11 protein-coding genes are annotated in these 9,940 nt (G+C 44.5%); 10 read left to right on the forward strand and 1 reads right to left on the reverse strand.

Annotated elements, in window-relative coordinates:
* Nucleotides 1-726: 726 nt before the first annotated feature.
* Together hflK and hflC are read left to right on the forward strand one after the other, a co-directional pair.
* The gene (gene hflK, locus HXW94_RS17265) at nucleotides 727-1,800 is read left to right on the forward strand and encodes an FtsH protease activity modulator HflK (RefSeq protein WP_178368143.1); all 1,074 of its coding nucleotides are present in this window, start codon (nucleotides 727-729) and stop codon (nucleotides 1,798-1,800) included.
* 2 nt (nucleotides 1,801-1,802) lie between these two features.
* Complete coding sequence (hflC, locus tag HXW94_RS17270) at nucleotides 1,803-2,789, forward strand: protease modulator HflC (RefSeq protein WP_178368144.1); 987 nt, start codon at nucleotides 1,803-1,805, stop codon at nucleotides 2,787-2,789.
* Nucleotides 2,790-2,883: 94 nt separating this feature from the next.
* Here the strand turns inward: hflC and HXW94_RS17275 are convergent, their stop codons facing one another.
* A complete protein-coding gene (locus HXW94_RS17275) occupies nucleotides 2,884-2,988 on the reverse strand; it encodes a 30S ribosomal protein bS22 (protein WP_004074089.1) in 105 nt (34 codons plus the stop codon).
* Between the two features lie 103 nt (nucleotides 2,989-3,091).
* Here HXW94_RS17275 and HXW94_RS17280 point away from each other — a divergent pair, with 103 nt between their 5' ends.
* The 8 genes from HXW94_RS17280 (at nucleotide 3,092) to tolB (ending at nucleotide 9,861) form a co-directional block, all read left to right on the forward strand.
* Entirely contained in the window at nucleotides 3,092-3,604 is a 513-nt protein-coding gene (locus HXW94_RS17280; RefSeq protein ID WP_178368145.1) for a hypothetical protein, read from the forward strand.
* A 143-nt stretch (nucleotides 3,605-3,747) separates the two neighbouring features.
* Entirely contained in the window at nucleotides 3,748-4,002 is a 255-nt protein-coding gene (locus HXW94_RS17285; protein ID WP_178368146.1) for an FmdB family zinc ribbon protein, read from the forward strand.
* A gap of 81 nt (nucleotides 4,003-4,083) precedes the next feature.
* Complete coding sequence (groES, locus tag HXW94_RS17290) at nucleotides 4,084-4,371, forward strand: co-chaperone GroES (protein WP_020589196.1); 288 nt, start codon at nucleotides 4,084-4,086, stop codon at nucleotides 4,369-4,371.
* Nucleotides 4,372-4,484: 113 nt separating this feature from the next.
* Nucleotides 4,485-6,140, forward strand: a complete 1,656-nt coding sequence (gene groL / locus HXW94_RS17295; protein ID WP_178368147.1) for a chaperonin GroEL — start codon at nucleotides 4,485-4,487, stop codon at nucleotides 6,138-6,140.
* Between the two features lie 183 nt (nucleotides 6,141-6,323).
* Entirely contained in the window at nucleotides 6,324-7,028 is a 705-nt protein-coding gene (tolQ, locus tag HXW94_RS17300; RefSeq protein ID WP_178368148.1) for a protein TolQ, read from the forward strand.
* On the forward strand, nucleotides 7,029-7,448 hold the full coding sequence (gene tolR, locus HXW94_RS17305) for a protein TolR (protein WP_178368149.1): 420 nt from the start codon (nucleotides 7,029-7,031) through the stop codon (nucleotides 7,446-7,448).
* Between the two features lie 9 nt (nucleotides 7,449-7,457).
* Nucleotides 7,458-8,483 carry a cell envelope integrity protein TolA gene (gene tolA, locus HXW94_RS17310; RefSeq protein ID WP_178368150.1) on the forward strand — a complete coding sequence of 342 codons (1,026 nt, stop codon included), beginning with the start codon at nucleotides 7,458-7,460 and terminating at the stop codon, nucleotides 8,481-8,483.
* Nucleotides 8,484-8,508: 25 nt separating this feature from the next.
* Entirely contained in the window at nucleotides 8,509-9,861 is a 1,353-nt protein-coding gene (gene tolB, locus HXW94_RS17315; RefSeq protein WP_178368151.1) for a Tol-Pal system beta propeller repeat protein TolB, read from the forward strand.
* Nucleotides 9,862-9,940 lie beyond the last annotated feature (79 nt).

The raw sequence follows: 9,940 nt of genomic DNA on the forward strand, positions 1-9,940 counted from the left end.
AAATGGGATTACAGGGTCTATTTTTTGATACAACTAATTGTTTTTATATGTATTATTAAGCAATTACAATATTTTTAACATTTACGAATAATCTGCCTACGGTAACCGGGAAAATGGGAATGCGCCCCCTGCCTTTCCCGTTTTGTTAAAAGTCCAGATATATTTTCCGAAAGCGGTTAAGCAGAAGACGGAACGTTCATCACGTTCCGGGCTTCCCGGCAAAGATATTGGCTGCCTCCTGCAACAGTTTCAACGGCATTTTTTAAGGAACGGGTCTTAAATAACTTGTCCATTTTGCTATATCCGGGAGCGCAGGCGTCCCGCCTGCAGTAACGATGCGGGCGAGACGCCCGCGCTCCCAGGTTAAATTAATTCGGATCCGTTCCTAAATCACTGAATGCACAGGTCTTGCATCCAGTTTATAGTCCCTAGTTTCTGCGGCGTAACCTAACCGCCTTCGTGTTTTTCCTGATAACCTTTGCCCCAGGCGTTATTCTAAATAAATATTGCCTTTTAAGCTTGATTTTTATAATTAGAGTAATATTTTGCCTATATTGCAGCCATGGTTTGTTGTAAACCATCAACAGCCAGGCTCAAGCTGCAACGGAAGATGAAAGCAATTTAACGAGTTATCTTGACTTTCAGATATAAATCTTCAAGCGAACCACTGGAGACAATAATAATAATTATTGTCGGATTGGTCATTCATTAACAGGATATAATTTTATGAATTGGGATTGGGAAAAACTTCGAGAAAATCAAAAAAAATATGAACAAAGACAAGGCGGGGGGCCTGGGATGCCTACTCCGCCCCAGATGGATGACCTTTTAAATAAATTCAAAGGGTTTAAATTTTCCGGCATCTTTTTTGTAGCAATCGTTATTATTGCTGTGATTATCGCTACATCTACCGTTTTTACCATTGACCGAAGCGAGGTCGGGGTGATCCAGCGTTTTGGCAAGTACAATCGTTTGGCGCAGCCCGGCTTGAATTTCAAATGGCCCGCAGGTATAGAAAAGGTAACCAAGGTGAATGTCAGAGAGATTGAAACGGAAGAGTTCGGCTTTAAAACGTACAACGGGGAGGGCTCTTTTCGTGCGTCTCCGGAGTCGTCCAGACAGGAAGCCTCTTTAATGCTCACCGGCGATCTTAATGTTGCTGTTGTTCCCTGGATTGTTCAGTACCGCAGAGCTGACCCCAGGGCGTATCTATTTAATGTAAAAGATGTCAGATCCCTGTTAAGGGATATGTCCGAAGCAACCATGAGAATCACTGTGGGGGACAGAAGTATCAATGAGGTCATTTCAAGTCGTGCAGAAATTGCCAATGCGGCTCAGAAAATGCTTCAACGGGAAATGGATAATGCAAAAGCCGGAATCGGCATCGTCAATATTGAAATGAAGAAAACCAATGTGCCGGAACCGGTTCAGGCTTCATTTAATGAGGTTAACCAGGCGACTCAGGAAAAGGAGCAGACCATATATAGAGCCCGGGAAGAATATAACAAGGCGGTCCCCCTGGCCCGGGGTGAAGCAAAGCGTCTGATCAAAGATGCCGAAGGGTATGCCATTGACCGGGTAAACCGTGCCCAGGGTGACGCGACCAAATTCAAGGCCATTTATGATGAATATGTCCAGGCCAAAGATGTGACCCGGAAACGGATGTATCTGGAATCCATGCTTGAGGTCCTGCCCAAACTGGAAAATAAATATATCATTGATTCAGACCAGAAAAATGTGCTGCCGTTTTTAAATATGGGCGCTAAATTGTCAGGTCAAACCCTTGGGAAAGGTGAATAGGTATGGAAAGTACAAATAAAAATATGGGAAGCGTAAATGTTGTTTTGATGGCAGTTGCCGTCATTGCAGCGGTTGTTTTATATAATTCGGCCTACGTGATAGATGAAACCGAACAAGTGGTTATCACGCAGTTCGGGCGTATTGTGGGTGATGCCAAGAAGACATCGGGATTAAAGTTCAAAATGCCATTTATCCAGAAGGTAAATTATTTTCCTAAAAATCTGCTTGAGTGGGACGGAGATCCGGGGCAGATTCCCACAAAGGATAAAAAATATATCTGGGTGGATACCTTTGCCCGGTGGCGGATCAGTGATCCGATTGTTTATTTCCAGACGGTGAAAGACGAATTTTCCGGGCTGAAAAGACTGGATGATATTATCGATCCGGCCATGCGCGATTTGATTTCAGCATATCCGCTTGTGGAAAGTGTCAGAAATACAGACCGCCCCATGGATACGTTTGAGGCCATCCAGGGGCAGCAGGAAGCTACGGAAGGTGAAGAAACACCTAAACGTGCGGTTCGTTACCGTGTGGATTTAGGTCGGACTGAAATTGCCCGTCAAATAGAAAAACAGGCCCGGGAAAAATTAGCGGATTTCGGTATTCAGGTCGTGGATGTTAAGATTAAGCGAATTAATTATATCGACAGTGTCCGCAGTTCTGTATATGGCCGGATGATTGCAGAAAGAAATCAGATTGCAGAAAAATTCAGGGCGGAAGGTCAAGGTGAGGCCAGCAATATCAGAGGAGAGAAAGAACGCGATCTGCAGGTCATCAAATCCCAGGCGTATAAACAGGCCCAGGAAATAAAGGGTAACGCTGATGCCGAGGCGACTCGGATCTATGCCGCCGCCTATGGTCAGGACCCCGAATTCTATGCGTTTGTGAAAACCATGGAATTGTATAAAAATACGCTTGAAAAAGATAGTACCGTTATATTGTCAACGGATTCCGATTTGATGAAGTATTTTAAGAAAAGTTCAGATTAAGAGATGTGGGATATGAGTATTGAGCTGGATTGAGACAACTCAATACTCCCCACGTGCCGATGAAAGAAAAAGGCGAATTCAGTTTCTTTAGAATCTATTTTTTCTTTCTTTGGTGCCTGGTTTTGGCAAGGAGCTTTCTATGTTTATGCTTACGCATTTTTTTTCTTCTTTTCTTTATAACGCTGCCCAAAAAAATCACCTCCTTTTAAATCAGTAAATTGTCATTTGATTTGTTAAATTTCAATTATAGCATAAATTTAAATTAATTGTCCATTCTTTTGTTGTGTGGAGCAGGTGTTCAAATGACACGATTTTTTAATGAGGGTGAACTTGAGCAGGTGGCAACCGCATCGCTGCGGGCCGAGGAGATGGTATATAATTATTTTAAATTATCCTCCTCCCAATGGCTTAAAAACAGATATGATATTAAAACCGCCAGGGATCTGGCCCCGCATGAACGGGTCGAAGGCCCTTTTGCCCAGGTGCTTAAATATGAAGGCCGACGGCAGGATTTCTCCTTAGGTTCTTCGGCCTTTAGTCTTTATCATATCTGTATCCAGGATCCTGCGATTGTTTCATTCGTTGCAAAAACTCCTAAAATTTGTCTTGCGCCCTTTCTTTTGTATATCCTGATCCATGAACTTGTTCATGTGGTACGTTTTTTACGGTTTGAACACCGTTATGAAAACGCCTGTGAAGCAGAGGTGACCCTGGAAGAAGAAAAAAAAGTGCATGGGATTACCTATGATATTATTGCCCCCAAAGCTGTGTCCGGTATATCACAAGTTTTTGAATTTTATGAAAAATGGTATTAACAGTATATAAATGAACACATCTTTAAAAATTTTAGGGCCTATCCTTGACAAGGAAAAAAGACTTATTATTTTAATTTTGTTTTTCAAGCAAGGAGTCCCGCAAAATAAGCGGTTTCAGCAATTTAGAGGAAGGAAAAACAAAAATGCCGGTTTACGAGTACCAATGCAGCGGATGCGGTCATATAGAGGAAGTTTTTCAAAAAATTTCAGAGTCCCCCCTGGATGTTTGTCCCAGGTGCAATGGTAAGCTGAAAAAGATTGTTTCCCAAAGCACCTTTCATCTCAAAGGATCCGGATGGTATGTGACGGATTACGGCGGAGCCAAAGCAGGTTCCAAGCCAAAAGAAGCGTCATCGACAAAATCAGAAAAGTCGGCTTCTAAATCAGATTCCAAGTAAATGGCAATCTGGCTAACAAGTTGACTTAATTCAAAAATAAAATTTAATGCGCAACTTTTATAATTAAAGGAGAATTGTATCATGAGTTTCAGACCATTGAGCGACAGAATTCTTGTTGAACGTGTTGAAGAAGATGAGAAAACCAAAGGCGGTATCATTATCCCGGACACCGCGAAAGAAAAACCTGCCGAAGGTAAAGTGGTTGCCACTGGTAACGGCCGTATGGGCGAAGACGGAAAACTTCTTCCCATGGATGTGAAAGTCGGGGATCGCGTATTGTTCAGTAAATACGGCGGCACGGAAGTCAAAATTGACGGGATTGATTATCTGATCATGCGCCAGGACGATGTACTGGGCGTTGTGGACTAAATATTTGCTAAGATTCTGAAATGCATTATTTCAGGATGCCGGACTTACAGTTAATATATACTTCAATGTAATTTAAAGAATGTAATTTAAAGATTTTACGGAGATAAAATACAATGGCTAAAGAAATTAAGTATGATGCCAAAGCACGTGAAGCAATGCTCAAAGGTGTCCAGGCACTTGCCGACGCAGTAACGGTTACCCTTGGTCCCAAGGGAAGGAATGTTGTTATCGATAAGTCCTGGGGATCTCCCAATGTCACCAAAGACGGCGTAACCGTTGCCAAAGAGATTGATCTGGAAGATAAGTTTGAAAACATGGGCGCCCAGATGGTTAAAGAAGTTTCTTCAAAAACGTCTGATATGGCTGGTGACGGTACCACTACCGCCACGGTTCTTGCCCGGGCAATTTACGAAGAAGGCCAGCGCCTGGTCGTTGCCGGCAACAATCCCATGGGGATCAAAAGAGGCATTGATAAGGCTGTTGTAAAAGTTGTTGAAAGTCTTGAAAGTCTTACCAAACCCACCAAAGATCAGAATGAAATCGCCCAGGTCGGCACCATTTCCGCCAATAATGATGAAACCATTGGTAACATCATTGCAGAAGCTATGGATAAAGTGGGCAAAGAAGGTGTTATCACCGTTGAAGAAGCCAAATCCATGGATACCACCCTTGATGTTGTTGAAGGTATGCAGTTTGACCGCGGATATCTTTCCCCTTATTTCGCCACTGATACCGAAAAAATGGTTGCTGCCCTGGAAAATCCTTTTGTCCTGATCTGCGATAAAAAAGTGTCTTCCATGAAAGATCTGCTTCCTGTGCTTGAAGAAATTGCAAAAACAGGTAAGCCCCTTGTTATCATTGCAGAAGATGTTGAAGGCGAAGCCCTGGCCACTCTGGTTGTTAATAAACTGCGCGGCACTTTGAATGTCGCTGCGGTTAAAGCGCCCGGTTTCGGTGACAGAAGAAAAGCCATGCTGGAAGATATTGCGATCCTCACCGGTGGTCAGGTTGTTTCCGAAGATATCGGTATCAAATTGGAAAATATTACCATTCAGGATCTTGGTCAGGCCAAGTCCATTACCATTGACAAAGACAATACTACGATTGTTGACGGTGCCGGATCCAGAGAAGCCCTTGAAGGCCGCGTAAAACAAATTCGTGCACAGACTGAGGAAACGTCTTCTGATTATGACCGTGAAAAACTGCAGGAACGCTTGGCTAAACTGGTCGGTGGTGTGGCGGTAATTAATGTCGGTGCTGCCACTGAAACCGAAATGAAAGAAAAGAAAGCCCGCGTGGAAGATGCGTTGAATGCAACCCGTGCAGCTGTTGAAGAAGGCATTGTTCCCGGTGGTGGTGTCGCTCTGGTTAGATGCATTCCTTTCCTTGATTCCCTTGATGTGGAGGGTGAAGAAAAACTGGGTGTTAATGTGATTGCCAAGGCGATTGAGTGGCCCTTGCGCAAAATTGCCGACAATGCAGGTGTTGAAGGGTCTGTTGTGATCAATAAAGTTAAAGAGGCGGAGGGTGCCTTTGGATACAACGCCAGGACCGATGTATACGAAGACCTTATTGAGGCCGGTGTGATTGATCCTAAAAAAGTGGTTCGTTTTGCCCTGCAGAACGCAGCCTCGGTTGCATCTGTCATGTTGACTACCGAAGCCATGATCGCTGACAAACCTGAAGAAGACGCAGGTGCCGGCATGGGCGGCGGCATGCCCGGCGGCATGGGCGGCGGCATGGGCGGCGGAATGCCCGGTATGATGTAGTTAATTCCATGACACCATGAGCCGGCTTGTTTGGCCATGATGTGTTTGGTGATATTTAAGCCCCTTTGTTTAACGCAAAGGGGTTTTTTTTATTAACATGAGAGCCGGTGCGCACATATGTAGATTTATGTTTTTTTATCTGTTATGTTTCCTTGGGTGCCAATTTAGTTTAAGGAAGGGTTTATGACCACTGAATCAGTCGGCCTGTTGTATATGCTTACCAATGCCGGGCCCGTTGTAAAGTTTATCATGTTGTTGCTGCTGTTTTTTTCTATTATTTCCTGGTCTATTATATTTATAAAATTTCGGTATATCAGAAATGCATTCAGGGATTCGGCGGATTTTACCGAAGTGTTCTGGCAGTGCCGGACCCTGTCCGATGCCTTTTCCAAGGTTAAGGCGCTTCGTTCCAGTCCCCTTGCCAGGATTTTTTTTGCCGCTTACATGGAAGCCGCAAGAACCGAAAATAAGGACAATCTTGCCGCAAGGAAAAATGCCGGATCAACCCTTCAGACCATGGGAAGTGTCAAGCGTACGCTTAACCGGGCCATTAATGTAGAAAACCGGCGGTTAACCCAACTGGTGTCTTTTCTGGCAACAGCCGGTAATACAGCGCCTTTTATCGGCCTGTTTGGTACCGTCTGGGGCATCATGGGTACCTTCCAGGGGATCGGGCTTTCAGGATCTGCCAGTCTTGCCGTTGTGGCACCCGGTATTTCCGAGGCCTTAGTGGCGACTGCCGCCGGACTTGCCGTGGCAATACCATCGGTTATTGCATATAATTATTTTAATGACCGTATACGAGTGCTGAATTCAGAACTTCAAAGTTTTTCCTCAGATCTTTTGAATATTATTGAACGGGATGTTTTAAAAAAGCTGGAGGCCTAAATGCAGCTTGAATCAGGAAATGACCCCTTAATGTCTGAAATCAACGTGACACCGTTTGTGGATGTCATGCTGGTATTACTGATAATTTTTATGGTCACGGCACCGATGATGGTCCAGGGCGTAGACGTTGATCTACCCACGGCAACCTCTCAAGCATTGCCCACCGATGAGCAGCAGCTAATCATCTCCATTGATGCTGATATGAATGTGTATATCAACGAGCAGGAAGTCAGCGCTGCGTTTCTGGCGGAAAAACTTGAAGCGGTCATGGCGAATCTGGATAAGAAAAATGTTTACCTCAAGGCAGATAAAAAAGTGCCCTATGGGGTGGTGGTCAACATCATGTCCCAGATTAAAAAAGCCGGAATCACCAGCCTTGGCATGATCACCCTGCCTGAGGATGAGAATCAGGCTGGTTAATGGCGTCAAATGAATATCCGGTCTCAAATTCAAAACAAGCAAAGATTTATCAGCGAGTCCAAAAGTTTCGGCCCAGGACGTTTTTTTCTGGTTTGTCTGCTATCCCTGGTTTGCCATGCCCTTTTTTTTATCAGCCTGTATTTTTTACATGATTTTCAGTTTTCTGCGCCCAGCCCCAAAGTTGTTACTGTGGATTTGGTTACGTTTGCTCCTGGACCTGCCGGACCTGCCAATGCCCAGACTTCGGGAAAAGCACCTATGCCTGATGAACCGGCATCTGACAACGCCGATAATGTGAACCCTGATGCGCCTTCCCAAATTTCGTCCCAACCCGTGGAACCCAAGGCGCCTGAGATTCCGATAATCAAACCGGAGGTCAGTCTGAAATCAAAGCCACAGAATCTTAAAGATTTAATTGCAGATAGACAAAAGAAATCGCCAAAGAAGAAACAGCTAAAGAAGAAACCGCCAAAAGAAAAACCTGTTGAAAAGAAAAAAAAGCCCCCAAAAAAAGCCAGGAAAAAATTAGAAAAAGACTTGGCCAAAGCCAAAAAAGAAAAAGCGCAGAAGCTTGAAAAACAAAAACAAACTCAGCTTAAAGATGCCCTGGCGCGGATGAAGGATTCGGTCGCCTCAAGGGAAAATGATGCCAAGGGCACAAATTTTGACGGCAAGGGGCGTATGTCTGCCGCCGCTGCTGCTGGGGCAGGTACTGCAGGCGGTGGTGGCGGAAACCTTGGTGAAGTCACGCCTTTGCGGCTGTATCAGATGGTGATCAAGTCTGCCATTGAACAGAATTGGGTTTTCAACGATGTCATGGCCGGACTCGATCAGGATCTTGAAGTCAGAATTTTTATAAAAATATTAAAGAACGGTAATATCCGGGATATTTCATTTGAAACCCGGTCCGGAAACAATTATCTGGATGAATCTGCCAAAAAGGCTATAAAAAGGGCAAATCCCCTGCCGGAACTGCCTAAGGGGATGTTCTCCTATGAATTGGTACTCGGGTTTTCCCCCCGGGGCCTTAAGTAATCCTAAAATATAAACAGGTGGTCAAATGCAACAAAACAAATCTTTCCATGTGCTGTACAAGGCCGTGTGGGTATGGGCAAGTATATTTCTTATGGGCGTCCAGGCCCTGGCAAAGGATTATGATTATATCAGTATTTCAAATCCTTTTTTAAACAAAACACCCGTTGCAGTGACTTCGTTCAAGGCGTTCAGCGGCCATGAAGCTGAGATTGCTGCAGGCGTTCAGGCTGAACAGATTCTGAAAGCAGGGCTTGATTTCACAGGCTATCTGAAAATTATGAACCCAACGGCCTTTTTATCAAATCCTGCGGAATCAGGCATTCAACTGGGGCAAATAAATTTCAAGGACTGGACAGGCATTGGGGCTGAACTGTTGGTGACAGGCGGCGTAGAAGAACATGACGGTCAGGTTAAATTGCAGCTTCGCCTCATGGATACCTTTAATACAAAGCTTGTGGTGGGTAAAATATACAGCGGGCCGACCACCCGGATTCGGGCTATGGTTCACCGATTTTGTGCCGAAGTTGCCAACGCGTTGACTGGAAATTTCGGGGTTTTTGGATCAAAAATCGCCTTTGTTTCAACGGTCAATGGAAATAAAGAGATCTATTCCTGCGATTTTGACGGATTTAATCCCCGGCAGATGACCGACCATAAAAGTATCTCGTTGTCTCCGGCCTGGTCAGATGACGGCCAGTGGCTGGCCTATGTCTCCTATGCCAAGGGAAAACCTGATATTTTTATAAAAAATGTCAAGAATAAACTGGGTGCTGTTGTTAATTATAAAGGAATTAATATTTCTCCGGACTGGATGCCTGGAAAGCTTAATCTTGCGGCAACGCTAAGTTTTTCAGGGAATCAGGAAATATATTTGTTGACCCGTAAAGGAGAAATTATTAAAAGAGTTACCAAAAGCTGGGGATCGAATGTGTCACCTAAATTTTCTCCGGATGGAAGAAAGATTGCTTTTACGTCATCCCGGTCCGGCAATCCACAGATTTATATTCAGGACCTGGAGTCGGAAGAGGCCCGGCGCATCACATTTACCGGAAGATATAATACCAGCCCGGCATGGTCTCCGGACGGAAAAAAAATTGCTTATGTGGGAATTGAAAAAAACAAAATTAATATTTTTGTAATATCTGTTGATCCGCATATCGGCACGCCGGTGCAGTTGACGGCAGATCAGGGTGATAACGAAGATCCCTGCTGGTCACCGGACGGCAGCCTGATTGTTTTTAAATCCAACAGAACAGGCGGAAAGGCTCATTTGTTTGTCATGACTGCAGCCGGTACGGATCAGCGTCGGCTTCTTTCCATGTCCGGCATTCAGAGTGAACCGGATTGGTCCGGTAATACAGGTTTTTCATCTGAGTAGAAAATATAAATAGGTGCTGGGTGCTGGGTACTGGGTACTGGGTACTGGGTACTGGGTGCTGGGTGCTGGGTGCTGGATA

It is taken from the genome of Desulfobacter latus, assembly GCF_013389365.1.
GTDB classification, from domain to species: Bacteria; Desulfobacterota; Desulfobacteria; order Desulfobacterales; family Desulfobacteraceae; genus Desulfobacter; species Desulfobacter latus.